Source organism: Stenotrophomonas sp. HMSC10F06, from assembly GCF_001807865.1.
Lineage (GTDB): Bacteria > Pseudomonadota > Gammaproteobacteria > Xanthomonadales > Xanthomonadaceae > Stenotrophomonas > Stenotrophomonas bentonitica_A.
This window is the reverse complement of sequence record NZ_KV791262.1, coordinates 22,666-49,234: the sequence shown is the minus strand read 5'-3', so window position 1 is coordinate 49,234 and position 26,569 is coordinate 22,666. Positions and strand designations below refer to the sequence as shown.

The window sequence follows — 26,569 nt, the reverse complement described above, 5'->3', positions numbered from 1 at the left end:
TATGGCTGCGGCTAACCTGCGGGGGGATTACCGAACGATCTGGTCTGGCCGGAAGGGAAGGTCGCTGCACAGGTTGCGGCCAAGGCCGCGAAGATGCGGAAGGGCGAGTACTTGCGCGTATATGGGATCGCTGCCGCGACGCTGCGCCAGGCGCTGGAAGATGGGCGGAAAGAGTTCAGCGGTAGAGTGTTCAATTGAGGCGCGGTGCTAGAACTAGTTGTTAAACCTCTGCTGTGTATTCAAAGTCATTTCCCACAACCTCCGTATTGATAATTTTGATCTCTTTTTCGATAGCATCGAACAGCCCGATCATCTCTTCGCTGTCTGCGGGATCGCTTAAAACAAATCTAACGAACGAGCGGAGCGCGTCCAATACAATCAGTGGGACGAACACGTACTGATTGACGTGAGTGCTGCAGTTATGGTCTCGTGGTGCCAAAACGCCATCGGCCTCTTCTAAGTAGTGAAGCCTGAGGCTTGGCCAAGTGCCATGGACATGATGAGAGCCTATCTTCTGACCAATAAGATAAAGCAACTTATGTCTTCTGATTGCATCGATCATTGACGCAAGGTCAGGCAACTTCGGGCTATCGTTAATTTTGGCGGCATCCAAGTCTGACGAATGAATGTGCTGCTCAATCGAGTGGAGCATTCGCGTTTCAATCGTGAGAGCATCGCCGCGTTCCGCTATGTTGCTTTCGATCTGAGCTTTGAATTTCAGCTCCGTCTTAAGGCCGTCAGCAATAAAGCGATCAAATCGACCAAGATTTTCTGTCTCGCATAGCCAGATGAGCTTGATCGACGATTCAAAAATACACCTGTCAATAATCGCTGTTGTTTCTCCAAACAAGCCCTCATGAGACAAGGCTACGTTGGAGAACATGAGCCTAGACATACGATTCAGCAATCCAATGAGGACGGCGTAATCACGAGGCGGTAGGGCTGTAACTGCGGGTGAATCACTCCGCAGGCATGCGTAGAAGTTGCATAATGAGCTTGTGAATTTGTACCACTCGAAAAGAACCGGGCGGAAGTCTCCATTTTCTCTGCAATGAGCCATTTGCTCATCAGTAATCTTTGGGGCGTTGGGGAGCATGGGTCTTCGAGCTCTATGGGTCCAATTAGGGATTAAGCGGATCCGTTGCCCGGATGGCTGCTGCAAGCAGTGAGTGATGCGATCCATCAAGGCCAACCGTTAAGCAACCTTACCGCAGTCGCGGCGAAACTTACCGCATTCAACCGACTGCGGTAAGGAACCTTACCGCAGTTGCAGTGGGAACCAGACTTAGGCCACAGTAGCTACCGTGGGCGATGTTCCAAATAACCCCACTCAACGGCCGCAGGCCTGGACTCGGGAGGTCCAGTGACCTGCGGTTCGTCGTTTCTGGGGTGCGAAGCCCAACATCAAACAGAGCGACGCCCCGATGCCTGCCAGCACCGGGGCGCCGCCGCAGTACACGCGTTTCAGCCGCGTGCCATTGGCCTGAGCCCTGCCGCTCTCCGGAGAGCGCGTGCAGTTTGCTTAACGAATGTCGCAATAGCTGAGACATGAACACAAGAACACTTTTCCCTTGGCCGGGCGGTAAAACGCGCTTGGTCAAACACCTGCTGCCGTTGATCAACGAGCGGTCACACTCCTGCTACGTTGAAGCCTTCGCCGGCAGCGCTGCAATGCTGTTCGAACGTTCGCCGGCGAAGATCGAGGTGCTCAACGACACCCATGGCGAACTGGTACGGCTGTACCGCGTCGTGGCGAACCACCTGGACGAGTTCGTTCGGCACTTCCGTTGGTCCCTGACCAGTCGTGAGATGTATCGATGGGCACAGCTGCAGCACGTCGATAGCCTCACCGACATCCAGCGTGCTGCCCGGTTCTACTACCTGCAGAAGCTCAGCTTTGGCGGGAAGGTGGAAGACCAGACACTCGGGGTGGGCCCGACTGGGGCGAAGCGTATCAATCTGCTCCGGTTGGAACAGGATCTCAGCGATGCCCACATGCGGTTGCATGGCGTGGTGATCGAGCAGTTGCCCTGGCAGCGATGCATTGAGAAGTACGATCGGCCCGAGACGCTGTTCTTCCTCGACCCTCCGTACTGGCAGACCACTGGCTACGGCCAAGATTTCCCGCTGGAAGAGTACGAGCAGCTCGCTGCGGTGATGAGCAAGTTGAAGGGTAAGGCGATCCTGACCATCAACGACCACCCGGCGATGCGCGGGCTGTTCGACCGATTCAGCCGCATCAGCGTCCCCATTCGGTACACGGTAGGCGGTGGTGCTGGCGTGGCACGCACTGAGTTGATCTACACCACCTAACCGGGCTGCCGCCCGGCATGTCTTTCGCCCGCCTCCAGACCGGATCAACGATCGCGCCTAGCCGGCAGCGGGGCGGGCACCTATCAGCGTCAATACCGTCGAGGTCACCATGCAACTCACTGCCAACTTCAGCCTGGCCGAGCTGACGGTCACCGACCGGAACATGCCGAACGTCCCGAACGAAGCGGAGGTCGCCAGCCTCCGTTCGTTGGCAGAGATGATCCTGCAGCCGCTCCGCGATACGCTCGGCAAGCCTGTGCGCGTCAACTCGGCGTTTCGTTCCGAAGCCGTGAACCGAGCGGTCGGCGGCACGGCCACGAGCCAGCACCGGCTGGGGCAGGCCGCTGACATTCACGTGCCGGGTATGACCTCGGTGGAAGTGGCTAAGAAGATCGTTGCGCTGGGACTGCCATTTGACCAGGTGATCGAGGAATTCGGCAGCTGGGTGCACGTTTCCTACGGGCCGCGGCGCCGCCGGCAGCAGCTCACGGCGGTCAAGCGCTCCGGCAAGACTGTTTACGTGCAGGGGATCCAGTGAGCGAGCCCGTGAGCACCTTCAAGACAATCGTCGGCACCTTCACCGCCGCTGTGGTGGCACCGGCGACGGCTGATGCGCTGCGCGCTGCCGAACGGATGATCCTGGGCGTACCCCAGTCCGTACTGCTTGTGGCGATCGCTGGCGCGCTGATCGGTGTGCTTCTGCTGCCGGAGAAGGACGCTGATCGGGTGGCCGCTGACGCCAGCCGTACCCGGGGACACCGTTGGTTCCAAACGGCTACGCGCCTGCTGGCGCTGGGTCTGGCCGTCATCTCCTACGCCATCGTGGCCGCCTGGCTCATTGCCGTGGCGGCGACCTGGTTCCCGTCGCTTGCCGGTGCGCCGCAGTTGCCGCTGGCAGGGCTGTCCGGCGTGGTCATCCGCCGAATGCTGCCGGGCTACCTGAAGGTGGTCGAGCGCATCACCGGCAACATCGGAGGCGAGAAGCCATGAGCGTACTGATTCGGTTGGCCACATCTCTGTGGGGCCTCATCGTCGGCGCTGTCGCCGATGCGGTGGAATGGCTGCGTAAGCCTGGCAGTAAGATCAAGGTGATCTCCGCGGTGCTGGCCTTTGGCTTCATGGTCGCCGGTCTTTCCGCGTACGAGAAGGAACAGCGGATCCAGGACCTGAGCGCACAGGTGGTCAAGGTACGCGAGGACTGGAAGGCCGATGCCGCTCGTCTGCAGTCGGATGTGGATCAGCGCGATGCCCGTCTGGCCGAGGTGGCGGAGACGCTCCGGGCTGAGGCGCAGAAGCTGGAAGTCATGAAGGCCGAGAGCGCCGCCGCGCTGAACGGTTTGGCCGGCAAGATTGAGGCGGCCGAGAAAGACGCCACCACGTGGCGCGAGCGATACCAGCAGCGGCCTGACACCTGCAAGGCCGCGCTCGAGCTGCTCGATTCGGCCTGCCCGGCTCTGAAGGGGTACTGACATGCGACTCATCGTGATCGCCGCATCCGCTCTCTTGACCGCCTGCCAATCGGCGGTGCCCAAACAAAACCCTCCGGCACCGGCCGTCTTGCAGGTGCCGGTAGCTACCTATGTCCCCATCGACGCCGCGCTGACCAAACGCTGCAGCTGGGTGCGCGACGACAGGCCTTCGGCCGTGTTCGACGTGAGCAACGGCCGCAAGCGATGCCTGGAACGCTACGAGGCACAGTTCGATGCCGTTGAGCAGGTGCAGGGCAAGCCCGTGCCCGACAAGGGCCCATGAGTGACTGTGCCACGCCTGGCGGCTTGACACTGCCTTTGCCCCTGCTCAGCACCTATGTTTCACGAAATAGTTTCACGACGGTCGCTGTGAAGATGAAACTGAACGGAAATCTTAGATATCCACAAGATATCCACAGAAAACTGAACGGGGCGGGGCCCCCGTGGTTATCCACAGCCACCGGGGGGAATTCGGACCCCGGTAAAAGACAGTATTTCGGCCTCTAGGGTGCTCCACCACAGGTCTCCTTTTTGGCGGATTTTCTCGGGAGAAACCGCATTTTCACGCCTGAATAGGCTGTGCATCGGGTAGGACATGGCTGACATCCACGAATTCACCAAAGGCTGGTCCGTGGCCCGGCTGGCTGATGAGTTCGGAATGGACCGCCGCACTGCCAGCAAGCGCCTGAAGGAGGCCGGCGTTCCCCCGCTGACCAAGCGGGCGGGGCACGACGTCTATCGCCTGGCCGATGCTGCCTCCGCGCTGGTGAATCCTGGCGCTGCGGCCTTCGGCGCTGAAGGTGTGGTGGATCCACGCGACCTGCCGCCGATGGAGCGGCGCGCCTTCTACCAGTCAGAGAACGAGCGCCTGAAGGTCGAATCGACCATCGGGCAATTGGTCCCGGCCGCAGAGGTCGAGGCCGACTACGCCGAGCTGGTGAAGAAGGTCGTGCAGTTCTTCGACACGCTCCCTGATGTTCTCGAGCGAAAGGCCGGGCTCACACCAGAGCAGGTAGTCAAGGTTCAGGACGAGTGCGATCGCGTCCGCCAATCCATGTACGAGGGCATCACCGATGACGACGTACGCGACAGCGCGTAGCGTGCGCCAAGGCGTTGCCGAGATGATCCGGCCGCCGCGCCGGATCAGGGTGAGCGAAGGTGCACGGGTGCTGCAGGTGGCCAATGCCGCCGGGGCCGCCGGTTCCTGGGATCCGGACACCACGCCCTACATGGTCGAGCCGCTGGATACGACCGGCAGCCGCCATTACGAAGCAGTGGTGTTCATAGGGCCGGCACGTTCGGGCAAGACCATCTCGCTGATCGATGCGCGTCTTGCCTACCTGATCACCTGCAACCCGGCTGACGCCATGGTTGTGCAGATGTCCAAGGATGCGGCCGAGGACTACAGCAAGACCCGAATCGCCCGCAGCATCGCCGCCAGTCCGGAACTACGCTCCCGGCTGAGCCCGCGCGCCCACGACGACAACATCCTGCTGAAGTTCTTTCGGTCGGGAATGTCGCTGCGCATGGGTTGGCCTTCGGTGTCGGTCCTGTCGGGCAAGGACATCCACGACGTCCTGATGACGGACGTGGATAACTACACCGGCGACCTGTCGATCGATGAGTGCTTCGGCCTGGGCCTGAAGCGCACGCAGACCTACATGTCGGCCGGCATGGTGGTGGCCGAGTCGAGCCCGGCAACGGACTACGCCGACGGGGCCTGGAAGCCACTGCACCCGCATCAAGGCCCACCGGCCGCCGGCATCGCCGCGCTGTATGCGCGCGGTGACCGGCGGCGCTGGTACTGGCCCTGCCCTGAGTGCGGAGAGCGGTTTCAGGCAGCGCCAGGCTATGACGGATTCGCCTTGCCACCGATGGAGGAACTGCTGGAGCGGGTCGTGCTGGATGACGTGCAGAAGATGGCGCGGCACTACTCGCTGTTGCACTGTCCGCACTGCGGCGTCGGCCTGCAGCACCGGTGGAAGGATGGGATGAACCGCAGCGGTGTGTGGGCTGCGGAGGGCCAGGTCGTGCACGCCGACGGAACGGTCACCGGTGACCGGCCGGAGGCGCGCATCGCCAGCTACTGGCTCGGCGGTGTCGCCGCGTCGTACCAGTCCTGGGAATCGCTGATAGAGCGCTACCTCCATGCGCTGCGTACCTTCGCCACCACCGGTGAAGAGCGCTCGCTGAAGACAACGCACAACGTGGACGGGGCGATCAACTACGTCCCGATGGCAGCGCGGTCCGCCAGTGATCCTAACGAGATGCAGGAGCGCGCCGAGGTATGGGCGGCTGGTGCTGTGCCCGCTGGGGTGCGCTTCCTGTTGGGAGAGGTCGACGTCCAGGCCAACCGATTCGTCGTGCTGGTGCTGGGCTTCGGCATCGGCGAATCCGGGCAGCTGGAGCGCTGGGTGGTGGATTCCTTCACCCTGCGCACGTCCAAGCGCGAGGACGGCTCGGGCGGCTTCCTGCCGCTGGATCCGCCTAAGTACCTGGAAGACTGGGAGCGGCTGGTCGAGAAGGTCATCAGCCGCCGCTACCCGCTGGACGATGGCACCGGCCGCAGCATGCCGGTCCACGCAGTGGGCGTCGACTGGGGTGGCAAATCCGGCACATCGGTGAGGGCGCTGGAGTTCTGGCGTTCGCTCAAGGCCCGGAAGCTGCACGCCCGGGTCAGGTTGATCAAGGGTGATGCGCGCCGCGAAGGCGGGCTGTTCCGAGAGACCTTCCCCGACAGCAGTAAGCGCCGGGACCGCAAATCAGGGTCGAAGGGCGATGTGCCGCAGCTGCTGCTCAACGTCGACCGCCTGAAGGACACCGTCGACGCCAACGTGAAGCGGGCCGAGCCGGGCCCGGGCTACTACCACTTCCCCGACTGGCTGCCAGAAGCGTTCTACGCCGAGCTGACGGCCGAGTCGCGGACGGCCAAGGGCTGGGAGAACCTGGCGAAACGACGCAATGAGGCGTTCGATCTGTGCGGCTATGCCGAGGGCATGGCGCTGTGGCTGAAGGTTCCAGCCATCAACTGGACTGCGCCGCCGGCATGGGCCGCGCCGTGGGACGACAACCCAGACGTGAGGGCAGACGACGTCGCGCCGGCGCCAATGCCGCGTGCGCGCACCCGCCGCGTCATCCGAAGCAAATACCTGGGACGCTGAAATGGCATTCACCAACAAGCAAGTCGAGCAACTGGAGGCCGCGATCGCGGCCGGCGTGCTGAGCGTCCGATATGCCGACCGCACCGTGACCTACCAGAGCCTGGTGGAAATGCGCCGCCTGCTGAAGCAGATGCGCGATGAGCTGGGCCAGGCCGCAGGTGCACCGCGGCGGCGCCGCATCGTGCGCCTCTACCAATCGGGGACCGGCAATGTCTGATACCGCCGAGAGCAGCTACCGCGCTGCGGGCAATGGCCGCCGCCTCCGCACTTTCCGGCCATCCTCGCTGGGGCCCAATGCTGCACTGCTGGGCCTGCCTACGCTGCTCGCCAGGGCACGTCACCTTGCCCGCAATGACCCGTGGATGGTCAGTGCGCTCAACAAGAGCGTGTCGAACGGCATCGCCACCGGCATCCAGGCCAAACCGATCTGGGGCACGAAGGAGCACAAGAAGAAGCTCACCAAGCTGTGGGAGCGCTGGGGAAAGTACGCCGATGCCGACGGCGTGCTCGGCTGGGGCGGGCTGCAGGCGCTGGCTTGGCGCGAGTGGAAGGAGGCTGGCGAGGTGTTCGCCCGCGTCCGGTACCGACGTCCAGAGGACGGCTTGCCTGTGCCGCTGCAGGTGCAGCTGATCGAATCGGAGCAGTGCCCGCAGCACTACAACGGCGTGGCCAGCAACGGCAACGTGATCAGGCAGGGCATTGAGGTCGATAGCATCGGCCGCCGCGTGGCCTACTGGATGTACCGGGAGCACCCCGGCGACCTGCAGCTGACGGTCAACGGCAACGAGCTGGTGCGCGTGCCGGCGGAGCAGGTGCTGCACCTGTACCGGCCGAACCGTGCGGGTGCGATGCGGGGCGTACCGGGCTCGGCGCCGGCTCTGCTGCGCATGTTCAATCTGGACCGCCTCGATGATGCGGTGCTGGAAAGGCAGGCGCTGGCCAACCTGTTCGCAGGCTTCATCACCACCGACGCCAATGCAGATGGTGAAGAGGGCGATGCCATCGGCGATCTGGTCACCGGCGAGGATGCTGACGGCACGGCCATCGGCGGGCTGGAGCCGGGCACGATGCAGGAGCTGCCACCCGGCCGAAAGATCACGTTCGCAGAGCCTCCCAGCGCTGGTTCGGACTACGCCGAGTTCCTGCGTGGGCACCTGCTGGCGATCTGCGCCAGCCAGGACGTGCCCTACGAGGTGCTTACCGGCGACCTGCGCAACGTCTCCGACCGCGCGCTGCGCCTGATCCTCAACGAGTTCCGCCGGGTGATTGAGCAGGACCAGTGGCTCTTCATGATCCCAATGTTCTGCCAGCGGGTGCGAGACGCCTTCATCGACCAGGCGGTGCTGTCGGGTCTGCTGAAGGTGCCGCGCTATGCCGCACTGCGCGACGACGTGACCGAAACCCTGTGGGTGCCGGAGGGCTGGCCCTGGAGCCATCCGGTGCAGGACGTCACCTCCGAACTCAAGGCGGTACGGGCAGGCTTCAAATCGCGCAGCAAGGTGGTACTGAGCGCCGGCGAGGATCCCGAACAGGTCGATGCCGAGCAGGCGCTGGACAACCAGCGTGCAGACGAGGCCGGGCTTCGCTACGACAGTGACCCAAGGCGAACCAATGCCTCCGGTGCCCGGCAGGACGACGAACCCGGCGCCCCTGGCGCCAACGACGATGAAAGGAAAGACGATGACGAGTAAGCCTGGCCTGTTGGCCCGAATGCTGGGGCGCGGCAGCCGTGCGCCCGTGGTGGCCTCGCTCGCTGCTGCGGTCCTCAATCAGCCCCTGCTGGTGCAGCCGGCCATCGGCGAAGCGCTGGTGGGCGGCTATCTGGAAGGGAAGGTCACCAGCGACGACAGCGTGCTGAAGGCCGACCGCTTCGAAGTGTCTGGACCCGATGGCCAGCCGGTAGGTGTTGCCCAGAGCCTGATCGGTGTGATCAATCTGTCCGGGGCAATGGTGAACCGGCCGATGCCCGGCGCCAGCGGCCCGGGGCCGGTGAGCTATGCCGCGGTGCGCGACACCTTCGACGAACTGCTGAACGACGATGCGGTGACGTCCATCATCCTGCGGCTGGATACGCCGGGCGGTATGGCGTCGGGCTGCTTCGACCTGGTCGACCACATCTTCGAAGCGCGTGGCCGAAAGCCGGTATATGCCTTAGTCGATGACAAGGCTTACTCCGCCGGCTTCGCCCTCGCTTCGGCGTGCGACGAGATCTGGGTTAGCCGTACCAGCGGCGTGGGATCGGTCGGCGTGGTCTGCTATCACCAGGACTGGAGCGGCAACAACGCCCAGATCGGTCTGAAGGTGACTCCGCTGTTCGCAGGTGCCCGCAAGGTCGACTTCGACCCCAACTTCCCGCTTAGCGAGGAAGCACACGCTGAGGCCATGGCCGATCTAGAGGACATGCGCACGATGTTCGTGGACACCGTGGCGCGGAATCTCGGCATGGAGGCTGAGGCTGTGCGCGCCACCGAGGCGGCCTGCTACCGCGGCCAGGCCGCCGTCGCGGTGGGATTTGCTACCCGTCTCGGCACCTGGCACGACCTGGTCGCGCACCTCGGTGCCGCCGAAGCTGCACGGCCGCCCGCGCCGGGCAATCCCGAGCCGGACGAAGAGCCGGAAGCAGCGGCAGCGCCTCCGGTGCCCGTGGCCGCCCCCGCACCGCCTGCAGCCGTGGTGGAGAACCCGGCTGCAGCGTTGGCAGCAGCAATCGCATCCAGTGAGCTTCCGCCGGCACTCGGGGTGGCCCTCCTGCGGCGCCCACTGCAGGAGGCCGAGCCGGCTGCCAGCGCCCTCGAATATGCGACCGCCGTGCAGGACGCCTGCGCTGCGGCGCTGCGTGGCGATGACACCCTCGCAGCCAGCTTCATCGAGAAGAACACCGACCTCGACACGGTGCGTGCACAGCTGCTGTCGATGAAGGCGGAGGAAGGCCGCAGCACCCAGGTCGTCACCGCACACCCGGCTTCCATGGCCGATCAACGCGCCGCCGACACCAAGGCGAAGCTGAATCCCAATCACATCTACAAGCAACGAGGTAACTGACGATGGAAATCTCCCTGGCCGGCACCCGTACCGGCGAATTCCTGCTGTCCGAAGCGGGCGGCGAGCGCAGCCGCGAACTGATCCGTCTGCCGGCCGGGCAGGGCATGCTGTCCGCTGGCACCCTGCTCAAGGCAGACAACACCGTCGCTGCCAACGGCACCGACGCAGTGAAGGTGCTGTACGGTCCGATCGACACCGGCACCGATTCCGCGGCGCTGGCCGTCAAGGGTGCGGCGATCGCGCGCGACGCCGAAGTGTTCGGCGAAAAGCTGGTGTGGGCAAGCGGTGTCACCGCTGACCAGAAGCTGCTGGCCGCGTTGAGCCTGGCCGAATCCGGCATCATCACCCGCTGGACCCAGCAGCCGATCGCGTCGAACGCCGCCGATCACCTGGTGTTCGTGTCCGCACCGCTGACCGGCACCGCCGGTGTTGCGCTGGGCCCGATCGTGGCGCACGTGAAGGACGTCTTCGGCGCCCTGGTCACCGGCAGCACCGTCAGCGCCACCCTGGCCAAGGCCACCGGCACCGGCAACCTGGCCGGCGGCGGCGCGAAGGCAGCCGTGGGCGGCGTCATCACCTGGGATGCCGCGACGCTGAGCGCCGCCGGTGACTACACCCTCAAGGTGACGGCCACCGACCTGGACGAAGCCGTCAGCGACACCATCACCATCGCCGCCGCCGCCGCCGGCGGCTGACCACAGAGCAGCGCCCCTTTCACCCGTTGACCCTTGGCCCCGCTTCGGCGGGGCCTTTTCGTATCCCCATTCGAGAGAGAAATCACCATGGATCTGCAGATTCTTCTGGCGCTGGGCGTGCTGAGCTTCGATGCCCTGAACGCCCACATCAACAACCTGCCGCGCATCTCCACCCGGCTGGCCGACATGGGCCTGTTCCAGGAACAGGGCCTTGTCGGCACCACCATCGTCAAGGTGGGTATCAACGGCACCAAGCTGGTGCTGGTCCCGAACGTCCCGCGCGGTGCTCCCGGCCAGCCCAAGGGCCTTGAGCGTGGCAAGGTGAAGCTGCTGGAAACCACCCACCTGCCGCAGAACTCGACGGTCATGGCTGACCAGCTGCTAGGTGTCTATGACCCGGCCGACCCGGAAGGCAACAACGTTGCCGCCGTGGTAAATGCGCTTCAGGTGGTGCACAAGCGCGACCTTGACTTCACCATCGAGTACCACCGCATGGGCGCGCTGCAGGGCAAGCTGCTCGACGCCGACGGCTCGATCATCATCGATTTCTACGATGAATTCGGTGTCGAGCAGACCGTTATCGCGATGGAGCTGAACAAGGACACCAGCAAGGTCCGCGCGAAATGCATGGCCGTAAAGCGCTCCATCGAGGAAAAGCTGGGCGGCATCCCGTACACCGGCATCCATGTGTTCTGCAGCGCTGGCTTCTTCGACGCACTGACCGACCACCCGGACGTGCAAAAGGCTTACGAGCGCTGGCAGGACGGTGCCGCGCTGCGCGATGACGTTCGGAAGGGCTTTGTCTTCGGCGATATCACCTTCGAAGAGCTGCAGGGCAACACCGGTGGTGAACTCGCCCTGGCGGAAGGCGAAGCAATCGCGTTCCCGCTGGGTGTGCCGGACATGTTCCTGACCCGCTTCGCCCCGGCGGACTACCTGGAAACGGTGCGCGGCATCGGCCTGCCGTACTACACCAAGACCGCCCCGATGCGCATGAACAAAGGCATCCAGCTGGAAAGCCAGTCCAACCCGCTGAACATCAACACCCGACCTGATGCGGTGATCCGCCTGAAGGCCGGCTCGAAGTAAACCAGTGGTGCCTGGCCCGCTTCGGCGGGCCGGGCAGGAGGTTGTATGGCCCAGATCAGGATCGGGGTCGATCCCGACAATGCCTTCGGGCGACAGCTGACCGAGCTGGAACAGTCCCAACTGCCCTACGCCGCATCGCAGGCCGCCAACAAGGTGGCTTACGAGATCCGCGAGCGCTGGAAGCGCCAGGCGCCGCGGGTATTCGACCGGCCGACGCCGCTAACGGTCAATGCGGCGATGTACCGCAAGGCAACCAGGGCGCAGCCTTACGCAGAAATCTTCATTCGGGACGAGGCATTCAAGGGCACGCCACCGGCGAAGTACCTTCTGGCCGAGGTGGATGGCGGCCAAAGGCGCCGGAAGGGCTTCGAGCGGCTGCTGCAAAGCCGAGGCCTGTTGTCGCCGACGCAGTTTGCGGTAATGGGGCGCGGCGCCCAGGAGAACCAGTTCGGCAACGTGCCGGCCGGCCAGGTCACCAAGATTCTGTCGCAGCTTGGCGCCCAGCGAGACCGATACCAGAACCAGACCACTGTCAGCCGGAAGCGGCGACGGGGCAGGGGCAACAACCGTGATGGCGAGTACTTCGTGATCACCAAGCGCCGCGGTTCATTGCGCCCGGGCATCTATGAGCGGATCGGGCGCGGATCCGGCGTCCGATCCATCTTCATCTTCACCAACACAGCCGCCTACACCCCGCGATACGACATCTTCGGCATGGCCGAGGACACCTGGAGGCGGTTGATGCCGTTCTTCCTGAAGCGCGAGCTGGAGAAGGCCATGGAAACCGCGAGGCCCTTGCCTTGAACCAGAGAGCTTTCATGCAGGCCCTCGACGCAATTGCGTTCGGAGCCTTCCGCGCAGCCGGCGTTGCCGATGCTGCCCACTACCACGAGCCCGGCACCTCCGCAGGGGTGCCGTGCACGGTGCTGCTGGACGAGGGCGTCGAGCAGTTCACAGCGGATGATGTGGCGCCGATCGCGACCACCATCGACCGGGTCACGCTGCAGCTGGCCGAGATCACTCCGCGCACCGGTGGCGTGGTACGAATCGACGGCACCGGCCGCCGGCTCAAGCTGGTGCAGAAGATCCGTGCCGACGAGTCGACGGCGGTGTGGGAGGTGGCCAGTGTCTGAGCCTATCCCCAGCCCTCGGCGCCAGCTGCTGGTCGCCATGGGCACAACGCTGCAGCTGATCAGCACCAAGAACGGCTACCTGACCGATGCCGGTGTCGGGTGGACGCTGGAACCGACACCGGGCGACCAGGACACCCAGGCAGTGCTGACGGCCGTGATCGAGAAGCAGCAGCGCCCGGAGGCCCCCTCCAAGGCCACCACACACCGTCTGACGACCGTGAGCGTCATCGCCAAGGTGCCAGCCAACACGGAGGGCTACCAACAGGCGCTGGACGACTTGGTGACCGATATCGAGGCGGCCATGGACAGCCGCGAAGTGGCCCGGAACTTCCCCGATGGCATCCAGGTGCCGGTGTACGTCGGCATGGAGCCGCTGATGCCGGAGAAGGCCAGCGCCGGCTGGGTGGGCGCACTGCTCACCTACCAATCCCACATCCCCAAGAAATAACCCGCCGCACAGCGGCAACCCATCTGGAGAGCCACCATGACCGAAGATTACAGCTACCTGGGCAGCGGCATCGTCCTGATCCGCGAGTGGAACAGCAAAGAGCCGTTCGTGGAAGTCGGGAATGTCTCTGCGTTCGCCATCGCGCCGCAGACCAACACCATCGAACTGGCTGACAACCAGAATCCAGGCGGCGGCACGGCCAATAGCGTCGACCGCGTGACCGGCTACAACCTCAACTACACCTTCCACGACTTCAACCCGGCAAACTTCGCCCGGGCAACTCGCGGCAAGGCGACCAGCATTGCTGCTGGCACCGTTACCGATGAGCTGGTGCTGGCCGTGCCGGGCAGCTTTGTGCCCCTGTCGCGTCTGGCGAGCGAGGTGACCACGGTTAAGGCCGCGACCGGCACCGCGACCTATGAGGCCGGCAAGGACTACCGCTTCGAGCGAGGCATGCTGTACATCCCGGCAGGCTCAACGATCGCAGCACCTTCCGCGGCCGGTACGCCGAACATCAAGGTCACCTTCAAGAACGCGGACCTGGGTCACGTTGAAGCGGCGGTCACCTCGCAGAAGTTCTACGAGATTCAGTTCTACGGCGCCAATGAAGCTCGTGGCGGAAAGATGGTCCGCGTGGCCGCGCACAAGGTCTCCGGCGGCGTCATCGAGAGCATGGGCCTGATTGGCAACGAGTTCGGTGCCGGTAGCGTGCCCGGCAAGCTGCTGAAGGACAACGCCAAGGCCACCGGCCAGGACATCTCGGCATACTTCTACTGGCAGCAGGAGAAGTAAGCCGTGTCGGAACTGGACGTGATCATCCCGCCGACTCGTACCGTGCGCTTTCGCGGCGAACTAGTGCAGGTAACCCCTCTTCGCCTGCTGCAGATCGGGCCCTTCATCACGGCCAGCCGCACCATCATCGCCCGGGTGGCGATGATGGCCGGCGCGGTCGATACGGCACCGGCCGCCGCCACCGGTGCCATCTTGCTGGACCTGCTCGAGCAGGACAGCGCAGAGCTTGCTGCTGCACTGGCCGTTGCTGTTGGCCGTGACGCGGAATGGATCGCCGGAGGCACCCTGGACGAAGTCGCCGACTTGCTCGAGGCAGTCGTCGGGCTCAATCGCGATTTTTTCGCCCATCGCCTGCGTCGTCTTCTGATGCAGGCCAAGCCGCAGGCGGAAGACAGTACGGACTCGGCGACGTCGTCCAGTACCTGATCGCCCGCGGTCACCGTTTGCCAGACGTAATCACATACACCCTGGCGCAGCTGCGCGGCTTCATGGAGGCCGCCGCTCGGGATGACCTCGATCGAGTCACCCAATTCGCCGTGGCCACTCGCATGGCGATGGGTGCGGAGCCGGCGGACTGGCAGAAGTACCTGGCCGCATTGAGCGGCCAGGCCACGGCGCAGCAGAAACAAGGAACCACCACTCATGGCTGACCCTTCAGCGAATCTGCGCGTCCGTATCAGTGCGGACCTGGCTGACATCAGGCAGGGGCTGGGTGTGCTCACCCGGCAGCTGCGCGAGGTGCGTACCGAGGCGGCCCGGCCGCTGCCGGCAAAGAACAACATCACCGACCTGGGCGTCTCCGCCGGCCAGACCGCGCAGGCGATGCGTCAGCTGCCTGCGCAGTTCACCGACATCTTCACCAGTTTGCAGGGCGGCATGCCGTTCTTCACGGTGCTGGTGCAGCAGGGTGGCCAGATCAAGGACAGCTTCGGCGGCGTCGAGCCGGCACTGAAGGGCGTGTCGTCCGCGCTGCTGGGCTTGGTCACTCCCTACACCGTGGCCGCCGCTGCCGTTGGCTTGGTGGTGGTGGCTTGGTACAGCGCAGAGAAGCAGACTGAGGCGTACACCAAAGCGCTGGTGCTGTCGCGCAACGAGGCGGCTGCAACGACGCTGACGTTGGTGAACATGGCGCAGAAGACCAGCGATGCGCTGAAGGTGTCTGCGGGCGCCGGTGCGGAGGCGGCGCAGGCCGTCGGATCGAACGGAAAGATCGCCACGCAGAACCTTCAGGCCGTTGCGAACGCCGCGGTGGCCATGAAGGAGATCACCGGACAGGCGCTGGAAGACACCGTCGCGCTGTATGCGAAGCTGGCCGAAGACCCGGTTAAGAATTCCCAGAAGCTTAACGATCAGGTCAACTTCATGACCGTGGCGCTCTATGAGCAGGTCAAGGCGCTGCAGGAGCAGGGGCGAAACCAGGATGCGGTGACCGTAATCACTCGCGCAGCCGCAGACGAAACCGTCACGGCGCTGGCAAAGGTTCGCGCCAGCCAAAACCCCGTGATCCGTGGCTTCAAGGACTTGTGGACGGAAGCCACAAAGGCCTGGAATGCGATGCAGGTGAATGCCGGCTTTGGTCCGCAGGCGGACCAAATGCAGAAGATGCTTGCCGACAACCGTCGTGACCTTGCCCGGCTGAATGCACTGGAAATATCTAAAGATCCCCTGGCCCGCAACCCGATGGTGATTTCGGCACTCGAAAAGGACGTGAAGGAACGGTCCGCCAAGATCAAGGCGCTGGCGACCGACCTCATTAAAGAGCGCAAGGATGCCGAGGTAGAGGCGGCAGAAGATGCGAGCGTTGATTATCTGCAACGTACCGACGCGATTATCGATTCGCAGGCCAGTAAAGAACAAAAGAAAAAAGACGAAATCGCTCGAATCAACGGTGAAGCGGAAAAGGTTAGACGCCAAGCTGAAGCTGCTGGACTGATCGAACAAGTGAAGGTGATCGAGGAACGGCGAGCGGCAGCCGTCGTTGCGATCGAGAAGAAGTACAAGGAGAAGCCGAAAGGCGGAAACGGCTCGGCGACGCGCGCTGCCAGCTTGCAAGGCTACAAGGATGACTTGGTCGCCGAGCAGGCCCAGATCACTGCTGGCACACAACTGCTGCGCGCGCAGTTCTCAGCGCGTGAGATAACTGCGGCTCAGTACTACGCCCGCATGCGTGAGTTGGTGCAGAGGAGCACAGACGTTCAGGCTAAGTCCCTGGAGCAGCAAGTCGCATACCTCCAGAGGCAGGTGGTGGCCGGAAAGGAAGCGATTGGCGTCAACCGCCAGATCGGTGAGCTGGAAGCACGTCTGACAAAGGTTCGAACGGATGGCGCCGGGGCGCTGCAGGTGCTTTCGACCGAAGAAGCTGCGGCGGTGCGGGCTAGAACTAACGTCATCGCCGCGTATGCCAATGCCCTTGATGCGAGCAACCAAGCTTTGGAGCGTCAGCTCTCCACCCAGGCCCAAAGAGTCGGCATGGGAGATCGCGAGTACGAGATTCAGCAGCGCATCAACGATGCGTATGCAGATCAAGCAGACAAGTTGCGTGAGCTCCAGCTTCAGCTCAACGCGGGGCAGGTTGACCAAGAGACGTTCGAGCAAGAGCGGGCGACTCTGGCGGCTAAGACCCTTGATCGTCTGCAGCTGATCAAAGATGGATACGCGGAACTGGAGCGTGCCGAGGGCAACTGGCTTGCCGGCGCCAGTGCGGCGTGGGCCAACTACCAGCAGGAAGCGAGCAACTACGCGCAGCAGATGGGCAGCGTGGTGGGGAACGTGGTCGGTGGATTCGAAGATGCTTGGGTGAAGTTCACGACCACTGGCAAGCTGAGTTTCTCCGACCTCACCAGATCGGTACTGGCCGACCTGGCTCGAATTGCCGCCCGGCAAGCCACTATGGGCATTGCCAATGCCTTCGCCAGCATGTGGGGCGGTGGTGTCACTGCCGCCGGAAATCAGGCCGTCACTTCCGGCACGAGCAGCATCAACAACGAGCTGTTCCAGAAGATGCGTCTGAGTGGCGGGTACTCCTCCGGCGGATACACCGGAAATGGTGGCGTGAACGAGCCTGCGGGCGTCGTGCACAAGGGCGAAGTGGTCTGGTCCCAGGCCGACGTCGCCCGCGCCGGCGGCGTTGGCATCGTTGAGGCCATGCGGCAGGGCCTGCGCGGCTATGCAGACGGCGGCCCTGTCGGCGGAGGTGCACCCTCCGGTTTCTCCGGCGGATCCATCAACGTTCGTGTGTTGAACGCGCCGGAGGGCACCACGGCATCGGCCAGCCGCAACGAGCAGGGTGGATTCGACATCGACGTTCTGCTTGGCCAGGTCGACAGCTTCATTGGTGGCCGCATCGCAGGTGGATCCGGTGCCACGTATTCGGGAATGAAAGGCCGATTCGGCCTGAAGGACAGTGTCTGATGGCTTCCCTTCCTGCAGTAGTCCGCGTGATGTTCGACGGACAAAAGCGCTCCTTCGACCCGTCCGTGCTGAGGACAGAGATGGAGCGGGGTGTGCCAAAGCAGCGCCTGCTGAACACGCAGGTGCTCGTAAAACAGGCCATGGTGCTGTACTTCAGCAGCATCGCGGATTGGGAGACGTTCGACACCTGGTACATGGGAGACATCAAGCGCATTGGCTGGTTCACGCTGATTCACCCGTTTACGGGCAAGCAGATCACGGCCCGGTTCGAGAACGGTGCACTGGGCGATCTGGTGCCGGATGAAAAGCTGCCCGGTGACTATCGGATGGACGCGGTTGTGGAGTACTTGCGATGACGACCTTTACCGAGCGCCGGCAGCGCGTGACCGATACATCCGGAATCCTGTTGTTCCTCGAGATCTCCGCGCCGTCTCTCCCGAACCCTCTCCGCATCGTCAACGACACCCAGGACTGGACCAGCAAGGGCGTTGTCTATCTCGGCGCCCCGTTCGACTTCAAATTGCCGAACGACACCAAGGGCCAGACCCCGCGCGCGCAGCTGGTGGTGGACAACGTCGGCCGCGGCATCTCCGAAGACCTCGAGTCCATCGGTCCCAACGAGGTGCTGATGGCCAGGCTGATGGTCTCTGATCGGGCAGACCCCAACACGATCGAGCGCGACTACTTCCTGCCGGTGAGCAGCGTGACCATCACCGGAGCGACGGCATCGGCGCAGTGCGGTGTCGACTACATCATGCGCCAGCAGGCGGTGAAACTCAGGGCAAACCAGTTCACGCTCCCGGGAATATTCACGTGAAGTTGGTAGATGTGGAGCGCTACGTCGGCCTGCCCTATAGCGCCGACGACTTCGACTGCGCCGACCTGGTGATGCTCATCCAGCGGGAGCTCTTCGGTCGTGAGGTGGTTGTGCCTGGCAGGCGCCCTCGGGGCGTGCAGGGCGCCGCCGAGCTGGGTGAGTTGTCCAAGCCCTTCGCCAAACCCCGGGAGGGTCCGCCGGTCGATGGCGACCTTGTGCTGATGATCGAAGTGCTGCAGAAACGCCCCGGCCATGCCGGGGTTTTCTTTTTCCTTGCCCATGAGGCGTGGGTGCTCCACGCCAACGAAAAGAACGGATGTGCCGTCCTGCACCGCGTCCGTGATCTGCCCGACTTTGGGCTGAGAATCGAGGGATTTTACGAATGGCTGAATTGAACGCGCTCTCTGCGTGCCCGCCGTCCCTGGTCGTCACGCCCCACCCGGTGACGCTGGAGGGCCAGCAGCGGATCGCCGCAGAGATGCTGCCGCGGGAGACGCTGGGGCATTTCCTGGCCAGGACGGTGCCCGATTACGGGAGCGATGCGTGGGAGGTACGGATCAACGGCGTCCGGGTGCCACACCAGATCATCGACAAGGTCAGGCCCAAGGGCGGCACCGTCATCGAAGTTCGAGGAACCGTCGGGCGTACGGCGCTGCTGATCGTCGCCATGGTCGCCCTGACCATCTTTACTGCAGGTGTAGGCACGGCCATGGTCGCTGCCGGTTACAGCGCTATGGCGGCCGGGATGGCGCAGGCCGCGATCTATGCGGTCGGGTCGCTGCTGATCAACAAGGTCTTGGGGCCGAAAAAGCCCAAGCAGTACGAAAGCGATGCAGCTACCGTTTACACGATCGGCTCGGCTCGCAACCAGGCGCGTCCGTATGAACCGCTGCCGCTGGTGCTAGGGAACATTCGCATTGCGCCGGACATCGCCAGCCAGCCTTATTCGTTCTACGAGGCCAACGACCAGTTCATGGCCATGGTGCTGACGCCTGGCATCAACGTGGCGCGCGTGGAGGCGATGTTCAATGGCGAGGCCCTTCTTTCGATCTTTGAAGGAGTGCAGGTCTGGCATAGCGGCTTCCCTCGCATGCCGGAAGAGAAGATCCCGCTCTACAGCAACGTCGATACCCTCGCGGGCGGAGCGCTGACGGCGGAAAAGGGCACGCCCAGCGCATGGGTTCAGCGCACCAGCTCGCCCAGCACCATCCGGTTGCAGCTCGACTTCGACTACATGCTGTTCGACACCACCAGCAAGGGAAAGCCGAAGGACAACCAGGAAACAATCCAAGTCCAGTACCGATCGGTTGGGGCTACCGACTGGCGTGTGTTCGGCAACTTCCCCCTGATCAGCCAGAGCCAGAAGCAGCAGCGGCGCACGTACGCCTTGGACGTTGAGCCCGGACAGTACGAGGTGCGGGCGCGCATTGCGGGTCGGAACACGGACGGCTCAGGAGCCACCAGCGACTTCACGTGGTCGACCCTGAAGAGCATCCAGACCGACACGGCGAGCTACGCGGGTATTCCCCGCATCGGCATCCGGATCAAGGCCACTGGCCAGCTAAACGGGGCTCCTGATGAGCTTCGCTGTGTGGCCTATGCCGCGCCGATCCCAGTGTGGAAGGGCAACCAGTGGATCACCGAAGAATCCAGCAACCCTGGCGCCCAGATCCTTGCGTACGCGCGCGGCATTCGCGATCCAGCCGGGAACCTGATCGCGGGGTTGGGCTTGCTGGACGCCCAGATCGATATCGCTGCGCTGCAGGCGTTCATGCTGCACTGCGCGGCCTCGAAGTACACCTACGACAATGTGATTCGTGACACGCGTAGCCATGACGACGTGCTGCAGGCGATTGCGCTCGCAGGCTTTGGCAACGTGACCTGGGCGGCCGGTCGACTGTCGGTCGTATGGGCGGCGGATGAGCAGCCGCTGTCGGGCGTGGTCAATATGGCCACGATCAAAAAGGGGCAGTTCCAGATCGATTACACGCTGGCCAATGCGGCCGATGGCATCGAGTTCACCTACGTGGACCGCTCGGACTGGTCGAGCAAGACGCTCAGAGTGACTGCGCCAGGCGTCCAGACCATGCTGAACCCGGCCCAGGTATCGGGCGAGGGCATCACCACCGAGGAACACGCGGCCAAGATGGCGCGGTATCACTTGGCGCAGTCCCTGTACCAGTACAAGGACATCTCCTTCAGCACCGATATCGAGCACCTGAGTTACCGGCGCATGTCGGTGCTGGCGCTGCAGCACGACCTCACGCAGTGGGGCTTCGGCGGCAGGCTTTTGTCGGCCACCCGGGATGGATCCACCGTGGTGTTGACGCTGGACGATCAGGTGCGCGCGCCAGCCACAGGCAACAGCTTTATCGGGCTGCGCATTCCTGGCGAGCTGGTTTATCGCGTTTTCAGGGTGGCCGCCTTCGCCGGAGAGACGGACCAGATCCGGCTGGCTGATACCTGGCCGGCTGACGCACCGCTGCCGGGCAACACTGCCGAGAACCCCGCCCACGACACCATCTGGATCTTCGATTTTAAGCAGACGCCGGGCTACCGCGTCCGTGTGGTGGGCATCGAGCCAGAGTCCGACCTCAAGGGCGCATCGGTTTCGGTTGTACCGGAAGGCCCGGAATTCTGGCGGTACGTCGAGTCAGGCCAGTACATCCCGGCACCCAATGGCTCTCTGCTGCAGACCCGGCCGGTGGCGAGCAATCTGCGCATCACCGAACAGCAGGTCGTGCAGGGCGACACCGTCTTCACTGAGCTCTCCGCGAGCTTCGATGTATCCGGCCCGGTGGGCGAGACTATCGTGCTGTCCGATTTGGATCGGAACAGCGAGCTTGAGCAGGTGGCCACCACCCGCACGCGCACCGCGACCTGGCGTATCCCTCAGGCAGGTGTCTACCCAATCACCGTTCGACCGTACAGCCCCGAAGGCAATGCCGGTGTCGCTGTTACCGCGATGTACGCAACGCGCGGTGCAGATGTGCCGCCGGTCCTGGTTGACGTCTTCGACGTGGCCGAAATCAGCGGCGGCGTTCGGCGGTACACCTGGGGCTTCCTGAACGAAACCGTGCAGTCGGCGGACTTCGCAGGTGTCGAGATCCGCTACAGCCCGGGCAAAGTGGCCGCTCCCGCTTGGGATCAGATGACGCCGCTGGGGGACGATGGCTACCACGTCGCAGCCTTCGAGGCGGTCCTTCCGCCGGCGGGCGAGTGGACCTTTGCGTGCCGGTCGCGGAACACCTCCGGCGCGCTCTCCGAGACGAGTCGTGTCGTCCAGAAGACACTGCGCGCCAACCTCGGCGAGGTGATCGGTGATCTCGTGGAGGATCTGGATGACCAGACCCGCAAGCTGGTGGAGCAGCAGCGCCAGCTGGACAAAGAGACTGTCGACCGAATCTTGGCCGACGCCAGCGAGGCAGCGGCGCGGGCGCGCGAGCTTGGCGTGGTCAATGCCAAGCTGGTATCGGAGGCCCAGACCCGTGCCAATCAGATTGGCCAGGCCATGGACGCGGTTGCTGCCGAGGGTCAGGCACGAGCGACTGGGCTGCTGAACGAGAAGCTGGAGCGTCAAGCCGCCGTCACCGCGGAATCCGATGCACGCCAAAGCGACGTTGAATCGCTCTCTCGTGCACTGTCCGAGGTCGCCGCCGGCAGCGGCACGCAGTTCGACAGCAAGACGATCTGGCACTTCACGACCACGGTGGAAGGGTGGGGCAGCAACGGCGGAGCTCCGGCGCTCAATGATGGCTGGCTCCGCCCGACCAACAACAGCGCATCCTACGCACAATCGCCTGCAGCCCTGGGAATCGACGGCAACGCCTATCGCTTCATCAAGCTGCGTATGCGCAGGACCGGCAATCCGGTCTGGCTTGGCTTGGTCCGCTGGACGACTGAGGCTGATCAGGCTTGGAACGACGGGAAGTCGACAACGATCGCGCCGCCGGCGTTCGACGCCGCTGGCGTAGCCACCGTGGACATCAGCGATATTCCATGGTCTGGCCCGTCGCCGATACGGCAGGTGCGTATTGCGCTCACCCGCGGTCAGACCATCAACGACTATGTCGAGTACGACTACATCGCCATCGGCCGGCCGGCCCCAGGCGCCAGCGTGGCGCTGGTTCAGGAGGAACGCCAAGCCCGAGTGACGGCGCTTGCAGCTGAAGCCAGCGAGCGCAACACGCTCGCCGTGCAGATGCGCGGCAGCTACACAGGCAGCGAGCTCAGCCAAGCGCAAGGCTTCGTGGGTGACGAGCGCACCGCGCGAGTGGCGGCCGACAGTGCACAGGTTCAGCGCATCAGCACGATGGAGGCGCGGTTGCCTGCAGGAACAGGCCAGCTCGCAACCACCGCGGCGGTCACCCAGCTGCAAGAGGCGATGGTTGCCGCAGACCAGGCCAACTCCCAGGCAACAACGACCGTCAACAGCAAGCTGACCGGGCTGCGTATGACTGGGGACAACATTGTCCCCAACAGCAACTTCGCCACCGGTATGGAGTGGTGGACCCGGACCGTTGGACCTGCCGGCAACAGTATCGAGTGGGGCGCGGCCAGCGGTGACGGTGGGCCAGGCGTGGTGATTGGTCGGGGATCGACCGCATCCTCTCCCTGGATTGCAGCCAATGAGGCTGCCTGGCAGCCTGTGAAGGCACCTCGCCGGTTCAGGGCCATCTTCAAGGCTCGGGCGGTGGGCACGGGCGGCAATGTGCTGATGCGCCAGCATGTGCGGGACGCTGCGCTGGTGGAAGGCGTATCGGACGTGACTGTGGCGGTGACCAATACGGCATGGCAGCGCTACACCGTTGACTGGTCTGAGGTCGGGCCCACCCGCATTGAGGCGCGCTTCACCGCCTACGTGACCACGGTTGGCGCCACGGTTGCTTTCGACCGAATCGAGATCTACGACGTCACCGACCTGGTGGCAAACGAGCTGACGGCATCTGGTCTTCAGGCGCTGACGACGCGAACCAGCAGCATCGAAGGGATCCAGACTGCGCAAGCAACGTTGATCGGCCAAGTCCAGTCCGGCCTTGCTCAGACCAACGGCAACGTCACCGCCGCCCACCAGGCCGCGCAGGCTGCAGCCGATGCCGCCGGAGCTAAAGGGAGGGTCATCTATGGAGCGGCGGCGCCGGCGGTCGCCGATCGCTTGCCGCAGAACCTGTGGATCGATTCCACTGGCAATGCCAATACGCCCAAGCGGTGGAACGGGACGGCGTGGGCTGCCGTCAGCGACAAGGTGGCTACGGATGCTGCCGCGGCTGCAGCGGCAGCGCAGCAGACCGCCAATGCGGCGCAGAGCCAGGCAACCGCCAATGCTGGTGCGCTCAGCACGCTCGACACAAAGGTCACACAGCAGGGTGCTGCACTGACGGCGCAGGGCGAAGCTATTACTGCCGTGAACATTCGTGCAGACGGGCTGGCAGCGGGTTTGGCCAACATCGGCGGAGACAACCTGCTGATCGACAGCAGTTTCGAGACCAGCACGAACGCGAACACGCCTGCGCCCAACTGGGCATCGTCATCATCCGGCAGCGCGGTAGCAAGGTATGGGGTCAGCGACCTTCCGGGGTCTTCGCGCTTCCTCAGCATCAGCAGCACGCTAACCGGGGCGAGCTCCTACGTGGGTATCGAACCTGCGGTGGCAATGCGGCCCAAGGTAAAGGTGGGTGAATCCTATGTGTGGTCGATCTGGGCAAAGGGTACGCCTGGTGCCCTGTTCCGCATGTACACCCAGTATGTGAACGCAGCAGGCAGCCCGGTCAATACGGTCCAACAGGACTTCGTGCTGACCGACGCTTTTACGCGCTTCGTTATCAATCCCAGCCTCGCCGGAGAGAGCGCCGTCGCCGCCAGGGCCATCTGCAGGGTCTTCGGCTCAGCTGCAGGGAGCGCCCTTTACCAGTTGGACGTGGACAACGCCCAGTTCCAACAGGGCAGCGTCGCCACGCAGTGGCAGCCCAGTGCTGCGGAGGCTGCCGCAGCGCTCGCCGCCAACGTGGGGTTGGCCACGACGCTCAGCGGCAAGGTGACAACGCTGGAGGGCACGACGACTGCTCAGGGCCAAGCGATTACCACGGTTAGCGCAGGGCTCGCACAGGCGAACAGGTCAGGCAGCAACATGGTGGTCGACGGCAGCTTTGAGGGCCGCGCCTCCGGCACTGCGCTGGCTGCCTGGGCGGTAGTCGGCCCAGGTGGGCGCACAGGCACCAACGCTCTGGCGGTGAGCGGTGATGGCGTGGCGCGCGGCACCGTTATTCAAACCTTCGACGTGACACCTGGCCGTACGTACTACGCGGAGGCTTGGGTCAAGCGCGTGGGTAGCGCAACGGGCGGCACCATCCAGCTGCGTGGCAACTTGTCCCTCAATGGGGCTTCGGCCACCTACCCGTACTTCCAGCAGCTCAACGTTTCGCAGTTGAACACTGAGGACTGGGTAAAGATCAGCGGCAAGCTGACCATTCCGGAAGGGAAGAACCAGCTGCACTTCCAGGAATATCACACTGGCAATCTGGTTTCTGGTCAGCAAATCCTATGGGATGACTTTGTGCTGCTGGATGTGACCGAGGCCGCGGCGGCCCAAGGCGTCGCTGACGCGGCGGCCACCGGGCTCAGCGCGCTGACCACGACCGTAACCCAGCAGGGTGGGCAGATCACTGCGCTTGGGCAGCAGGTCAACCAAGTCGGTGCCAGCGTTGCGGGCAAGGCCGACACCCAGGTGGTGCAGACACTCACGGCCATGGTGAAAGACACCATGAGCGGTGGCGGCAACCTGCTCTCCAATACGCTGTTCAAGGACGGGAGCCGCGGTTGGGGATGGTGGAACTCTGGTAACGGCGTTTGGAACGGACTGGGCCTGGTCGCAGGGCCAGAGTGGGCTCCGCCTGGCTTGGCCCATTTTGGTGGGTTTGCGCCCTCGAATCTTGCCTTGAACACTCAGTTCTGGGCCGGTGACGAACAGCCTGTGCCCGTTGTAGCAGGTAAGCGCTACTGCTTTTCCGCCTACATCAACTGCCACCGGGTGGGCTTGGCTCTCCTGATTTCCTTCAGGGATGCCAACGGCAACACGGTTGGTGAGCAGTATTCCGGCCCAGCGGACGTCACGAACGTACGCCCGCCCATCACGCTGGAAAGGCTGAAGCGCTTGAGCGCGTCCATGGTTGCGCCGGCCAGCGCCGTCTATGCGCGGGTCGGGTACTACCTCAGGGGCCTGGGCCTCAGCAACAACGAGGGCAACTACTTCTGGATCTTCCAGCCGATGCTGGAAGAGATGCGTGAGGGGCAGACTGGCCCGTCCCCGTACTCAGCGGGCGGCGGCGAGACTCTGGCAGGCTACAGCCTCTACGTCACCGCCGATGGGTTGACCGGCGGGATGGTCACGAAGAACGACGGCAAAGTCGTCGACATGAAGATCTTGGCCAACGTCCTCCAGATCCTCAGCCCGAACCAGCCGGAAGGCATCGAGATGCGCGATGGCTACATCCGCGTGTGGAAGGGGAACTCGCAGCGGATCATCGGCACCGGCTTTGGCGGCGGTGACCTGATGGACTACTTCGGGCCGAACGTGGGTGCCGGCGCCGCCAACAAGCTGAATGCCACGATGTGGATGGATGTAAACGGCAACGCCTACTGGGGCGGCTCGCTGTCGGCAGGCATCTGGAAGAACGCCAATCGCACCAGCAGCACCGCCGCCAATCCGTACGTCGAGGTCGGTCCTTTCGCAGCGCACGGTAAACAGCGGGTGGTGGTGGCATCGTTCAGCACGTTCTCTCCGACCTACACCACCTGGTATGACGGAAGATCCTCGAGCAACGAGCCGCCGCCGCCAGCAATCGCTTCCAGCACCGTTTTACGTCTGCGTCGAAACGTGGGTGCTGGTCTGGAGTTGGTTTCCCAGCAAGCTTTCCCCGCGTCCGCCGTATTGGTCAACCTCACCTATCACGATCGTGACGCTGGTATCCGGGAATTGCCCAACGGTGGGTGGCAGCAGGAGTACTACTTCGCCTGCAGCGGTTCCTTCACCGCTACCGAGCCGGGATCTACCTTCCAGAACTTCATCTACGAGGGCGCGATCACCACGCAGGCGATCCCGCAGATCGTGAGCCAGACCATCGCAGTGGTCAGTACCGAAGAGCCATAGACGGCACCGCTGCCTCGTACCAATCGCTGACGCGGCGGCCAGCGTTCCTAGCC

The 26,569-nt window shown here is 63.7% G+C and carries 24 protein-coding genes; 23 read left to right on the top strand and 1 reads right to left on the bottom strand.

Going from position 1 to position 26,569, the window contains the following annotated elements:
* Positions 1 to 220: 220 nt before the first annotated feature.
* Complete coding sequence (locus HMPREF3113_RS06185) at positions 221 to 1,096, bottom strand: DUF5677 domain-containing protein (RefSeq protein ID WP_139146303.1); 876 nt, start codon at positions 1,094 to 1,096, stop codon at positions 221 to 223.
* A gap of 452 nt (positions 1,097 to 1,548) precedes the next feature.
* Between HMPREF3113_RS06185 and HMPREF3113_RS06180 the strand changes: the two genes are divergently transcribed.
* The 23 genes from HMPREF3113_RS06180 to HMPREF3113_RS06070 all read left to right on the top strand — a co-directional run bounded on the left by HMPREF3113_RS06180 (position 1,549) and on the right by HMPREF3113_RS06070 (position 26,516).
* A complete protein-coding gene (locus HMPREF3113_RS06180) occupies positions 1,549 to 2,313 on the top strand; it encodes a DNA adenine methylase (RefSeq protein ID WP_070471469.1) in 765 nt (254 codons plus the stop codon).
* Positions 2,314 to 2,422: 109 nt separating this feature from the next.
* Entirely contained in the window at positions 2,423 to 2,851 is a 429-nt protein-coding gene (locus tag HMPREF3113_RS06175; RefSeq protein WP_070471468.1) for a D-Ala-D-Ala carboxypeptidase family metallohydrolase, read from the top strand.
* 8 nt (positions 2,852 to 2,859) lie between these two features.
* Complete coding sequence (locus HMPREF3113_RS06170; protein WP_254665248.1) at positions 2,860 to 3,303, top strand: hypothetical protein; 444 nt, start codon at positions 2,860 to 2,862, stop codon at positions 3,301 to 3,303.
* Complete coding sequence (locus tag HMPREF3113_RS06165; protein WP_070471467.1) at positions 3,300 to 3,782, top strand: hypothetical protein; 483 nt, start codon at positions 3,300 to 3,302, stop codon at positions 3,780 to 3,782. Before HMPREF3113_RS06170 ends, HMPREF3113_RS06165 begins: the two co-directional genes overlap by 4 nt.
* A gap of 1 nt (position 3,783) precedes the next feature.
* A complete protein-coding gene (locus tag HMPREF3113_RS06160) occupies positions 3,784 to 4,065 on the top strand; it encodes a hypothetical protein (RefSeq protein WP_070471466.1) in 282 nt (93 codons plus the stop codon).
* A 312-nt stretch (positions 4,066 to 4,377) separates the two neighbouring features.
* Positions 4,378 to 4,881 carry a DUF1441 family protein gene (locus HMPREF3113_RS06155; protein WP_070471465.1) on the top strand — a complete coding sequence of 168 codons (504 nt, stop codon included), beginning with the start codon at positions 4,378 to 4,380 and terminating at the stop codon, positions 4,879 to 4,881.
* Positions 4,856 to 6,943, top strand: a complete 2,088-nt coding sequence (locus HMPREF3113_RS06150; RefSeq protein WP_254665247.1) for a terminase gpA endonuclease subunit — start codon at positions 4,856 to 4,858, stop codon at positions 6,941 to 6,943. Before HMPREF3113_RS06155 ends, HMPREF3113_RS06150 begins: the two co-directional genes overlap by 26 nt.
* Before the next feature lies 1 nt (position 6,944).
* Positions 6,945 to 7,160 (top strand): phage head-tail joining protein, encoded by a 216-nt coding sequence (locus HMPREF3113_RS06145; protein ID WP_070471463.1) that lies wholly within the window; start codon positions 6,945 to 6,947, stop codon positions 7,158 to 7,160.
* Positions 7,153 to 8,634 (top strand): phage portal protein, encoded by a 1,482-nt coding sequence (locus tag HMPREF3113_RS06140; protein ID WP_070471462.1) that lies wholly within the window; start codon positions 7,153 to 7,155, stop codon positions 8,632 to 8,634. Before HMPREF3113_RS06145 ends, HMPREF3113_RS06140 begins: the two co-directional genes overlap by 8 nt.
* A complete protein-coding gene (locus tag HMPREF3113_RS06135) occupies positions 8,609 to 9,985 on the top strand; it encodes a S49 family peptidase (RefSeq protein ID WP_254665246.1) in 1,377 nt (458 codons plus the stop codon). The genes HMPREF3113_RS06140 and HMPREF3113_RS06135 overlap by 26 nt, the downstream gene beginning before the upstream one ends.
* Positions 9,986 to 9,987: 2 nt before the next feature.
* Positions 9,988 to 10,680 carry a head decoration protein gene (locus tag HMPREF3113_RS06130; protein ID WP_070471460.1) on the top strand — a complete coding sequence of 231 codons (693 nt, stop codon included), beginning with the start codon at positions 9,988 to 9,990 and terminating at the stop codon, positions 10,678 to 10,680.
* An 87-nt stretch (positions 10,681 to 10,767) separates the two neighbouring features.
* A complete protein-coding gene (locus HMPREF3113_RS06125; protein WP_070471459.1) occupies positions 10,768 to 11,769 on the top strand; it encodes a major capsid protein in 1,002 nt (333 codons plus the stop codon).
* 45 nt (positions 11,770 to 11,814) lie between these two features.
* Positions 11,815 to 12,573 (top strand): hypothetical protein, encoded by a 759-nt coding sequence (locus HMPREF3113_RS06120; RefSeq protein WP_070471458.1) that lies wholly within the window; start codon positions 11,815 to 11,817, stop codon positions 12,571 to 12,573.
* Positions 12,574 to 12,587: 14 nt separating this feature from the next.
* On the top strand, positions 12,588 to 12,902 hold the full coding sequence (locus tag HMPREF3113_RS06115) for a head-tail joining protein (RefSeq protein WP_083298730.1): 315 nt from the start codon (positions 12,588 to 12,590) through the stop codon (positions 12,900 to 12,902).
* Entirely contained in the window at positions 12,895 to 13,350 is a 456-nt protein-coding gene (locus HMPREF3113_RS06110; RefSeq protein ID WP_254665245.1) for a hypothetical protein, read from the top strand. The genes HMPREF3113_RS06115 and HMPREF3113_RS06110 overlap by 8 nt, the downstream gene beginning before the upstream one ends.
* 36 nt (positions 13,351 to 13,386) lie before the next feature.
* On the top strand, positions 13,387 to 14,142 hold the full coding sequence (locus HMPREF3113_RS06105; protein ID WP_070471456.1) for a phage tail tube protein: 756 nt from the start codon (positions 13,387 to 13,389) through the stop codon (positions 14,140 to 14,142).
* 3 nt (positions 14,143 to 14,145) lie between these two features.
* Positions 14,146 to 14,568, top strand: a complete 423-nt coding sequence (locus tag HMPREF3113_RS06100; protein WP_070471455.1) for a hypothetical protein — start codon at positions 14,146 to 14,148, stop codon at positions 14,566 to 14,568.
* 17 nt (positions 14,569 to 14,585) lie between these two features.
* On the top strand, positions 14,586 to 14,792 hold the full coding sequence (locus HMPREF3113_RS06095; protein ID WP_070471454.1) for a hypothetical protein: 207 nt from the start codon (positions 14,586 to 14,588) through the stop codon (positions 14,790 to 14,792).
* On the top strand, positions 14,785 to 17,553 hold the full coding sequence (locus HMPREF3113_RS06090; protein ID WP_070471453.1) for a phage tail tape measure protein: 2,769 nt from the start codon (positions 14,785 to 14,787) through the stop codon (positions 17,551 to 17,553). The genes HMPREF3113_RS06095 and HMPREF3113_RS06090 overlap by 8 nt, the downstream gene beginning before the upstream one ends.
* Positions 17,553 to 17,909 carry a hypothetical protein gene (locus tag HMPREF3113_RS06085; RefSeq protein WP_070471452.1) on the top strand — a complete coding sequence of 119 codons (357 nt, stop codon included), beginning with the start codon at positions 17,553 to 17,555 and terminating at the stop codon, positions 17,907 to 17,909. The genes HMPREF3113_RS06090 and HMPREF3113_RS06085 overlap by 1 nt, the downstream gene beginning before the upstream one ends.
* On the top strand, positions 17,906 to 18,370 hold the full coding sequence (locus HMPREF3113_RS06080) for a DUF1833 family protein (RefSeq protein ID WP_070471451.1): 465 nt from the start codon (positions 17,906 to 17,908) through the stop codon (positions 18,368 to 18,370). The genes HMPREF3113_RS06085 and HMPREF3113_RS06080 overlap by 4 nt, the downstream gene beginning before the upstream one ends.
* A complete protein-coding gene (locus tag HMPREF3113_RS06075) occupies positions 18,367 to 18,765 on the top strand; it encodes a hypothetical protein (protein WP_070471449.1) in 399 nt (132 codons plus the stop codon). The genes HMPREF3113_RS06080 and HMPREF3113_RS06075 overlap by 4 nt, the downstream gene beginning before the upstream one ends.
* On the top strand, positions 18,753 to 26,516 hold the full coding sequence (locus tag HMPREF3113_RS06070; RefSeq protein WP_070471448.1) for a host specificity factor TipJ family phage tail protein: 7,764 nt from the start codon (positions 18,753 to 18,755) through the stop codon (positions 26,514 to 26,516). Before HMPREF3113_RS06075 ends, HMPREF3113_RS06070 begins: the two co-directional genes overlap by 13 nt.
* The last annotated feature ends 53 nt before the right edge of the window (positions 26,517 to 26,569 follow it).

Excerpts from the sequence above, each read along its gene's own strand:
- HMPREF3113_RS06185 (WP_139146303.1), bottom strand. The coding sequence starts at position 1,096 with ATGCTCCCCAACGCCCCAAAGATTACTGATGAGCAAATGGCTCATTGC.
- HMPREF3113_RS06180 (WP_070471469.1), top strand. The coding sequence starts at position 1,549 with ATGAACACAAGAACACTTTTCCCTTGGCCGGGCGGTAAAACGCGCTTG.
- HMPREF3113_RS06175 (WP_070471468.1), top strand. The coding sequence starts at position 2,423 with ATGCAACTCACTGCCAACTTCAGCCTGGCCGAGCTGACGGTCACCGAC.
- HMPREF3113_RS06165 (WP_070471467.1), top strand. The coding sequence starts at position 3,300 with ATGAGCGTACTGATTCGGTTGGCCACATCTCTGTGGGGCCTCATCGTC.
- HMPREF3113_RS06160 (WP_070471466.1), top strand. The coding sequence starts at position 3,784 with ATGCGACTCATCGTGATCGCCGCATCCGCTCTCTTGACCGCCTGCCAA.
- HMPREF3113_RS06155 (WP_070471465.1), top strand. The coding sequence starts at position 4,378 with ATGGCTGACATCCACGAATTCACCAAAGGCTGGTCCGTGGCCCGGCTG.
- HMPREF3113_RS06150 (WP_254665247.1), top strand. The coding sequence starts at position 4,856 with ATGACGACGTACGCGACAGCGCGTAGCGTGCGCCAAGGCGTTGCCGAG.
- HMPREF3113_RS06145 (WP_070471463.1), top strand. The coding sequence starts at position 6,945 with ATGGCATTCACCAACAAGCAAGTCGAGCAACTGGAGGCCGCGATCGCG.
- HMPREF3113_RS06140 (WP_070471462.1), top strand. The coding sequence starts at position 7,153 with ATGTCTGATACCGCCGAGAGCAGCTACCGCGCTGCGGGCAATGGCCGC.
- HMPREF3113_RS06135 (WP_254665246.1), top strand. The coding sequence starts at position 8,609 with ATGAAAGGAAAGACGATGACGAGTAAGCCTGGCCTGTTGGCCCGAATG.
- HMPREF3113_RS06130 (WP_070471460.1), top strand. The coding sequence starts at position 9,988 with ATGGAAATCTCCCTGGCCGGCACCCGTACCGGCGAATTCCTGCTGTCC.
- HMPREF3113_RS06125 (WP_070471459.1), top strand. The coding sequence starts at position 10,768 with ATGGATCTGCAGATTCTTCTGGCGCTGGGCGTGCTGAGCTTCGATGCC.
- HMPREF3113_RS06120 (WP_070471458.1), top strand. The coding sequence starts at position 11,815 with ATGGCCCAGATCAGGATCGGGGTCGATCCCGACAATGCCTTCGGGCGA.
- HMPREF3113_RS06115 (WP_083298730.1), top strand. The coding sequence starts at position 12,588 with ATGCAGGCCCTCGACGCAATTGCGTTCGGAGCCTTCCGCGCAGCCGGC.
- HMPREF3113_RS06105 (WP_070471456.1), top strand. The coding sequence starts at position 13,387 with ATGACCGAAGATTACAGCTACCTGGGCAGCGGCATCGTCCTGATCCGC.
- HMPREF3113_RS06090 (WP_070471453.1), top strand. The coding sequence starts at position 14,785 with ATGGCTGACCCTTCAGCGAATCTGCGCGTCCGTATCAGTGCGGACCTG.
- HMPREF3113_RS06085 (WP_070471452.1), top strand. The coding sequence starts at position 17,553 with ATGGCTTCCCTTCCTGCAGTAGTCCGCGTGATGTTCGACGGACAAAAG.
- HMPREF3113_RS06080 (WP_070471451.1), top strand. The coding sequence starts at position 17,906 with ATGACGACCTTTACCGAGCGCCGGCAGCGCGTGACCGATACATCCGGA.
- HMPREF3113_RS06070 (WP_070471448.1), top strand. The coding sequence starts at position 18,753 with ATGGCTGAATTGAACGCGCTCTCTGCGTGCCCGCCGTCCCTGGTCGTC.